This is a genomic window from Clostridium sp. MT-14 (assembly GCF_042436595.1).
Taxonomy (GTDB): domain Bacteria; phylum Bacillota; class Clostridia; order Clostridiales; family Clostridiaceae; genus Clostridium_B; species Clostridium_B aromativorans.
The window spans coordinates 1-415 of the sequence record NZ_JBHMIY010000100.1; the positions used below are offsets into that span (position 1 = coordinate 1).

General features: G+C 32.0%; 1 protein-coding gene. It reads right to left on the reverse strand.

The genetic code is table 11. The annotated features are described in order from the left end of the window. Positions 1-101: 101 nt before the first annotated feature. Complete coding sequence (locus tag ACFHWD_RS20675; RefSeq protein ID WP_378062950.1) at positions 102-287, reverse strand: hypothetical protein; 186 nt, start codon at positions 285-287, stop codon at positions 102-104. Positions 288-415 lie beyond the last annotated feature (128 nt).

The window sequence follows — 415 nt, forward strand, 5'->3', positions numbered from 1 at the left end:
AATAAATTGTGATATAATATATTTAAAAGAAGCCGTTACGGTTTTAAAATAGTTAAGTTGTTTTTAGTTTAAAAATGCACTCTTCGCCAAGTAGTGCATTTTTAGTTTTTTGAGTTTTTATCTTCGGCAGTTATAGAAATTTCATTTTCAGTTAACTTACCTATTGAAGATTTACCCTTGATTACTAACCTATCTTTTAAGTATGTTCCTACAATCACCATAGCTGTTAAGCATAGTGCTGTAATACATATAGATACAGATATTACTATAATCGTAGAATCACTCAAGTCGTCACCCCCTCTGCTGTCAGATTAACCACAACGACTCCCTGGGAGAGATAAAGCCCGGAGGGTGACTAGCTAAAAACATTCTTATTCTCCTGATAATTATTATAGCATAAATTTTAACCATGAAT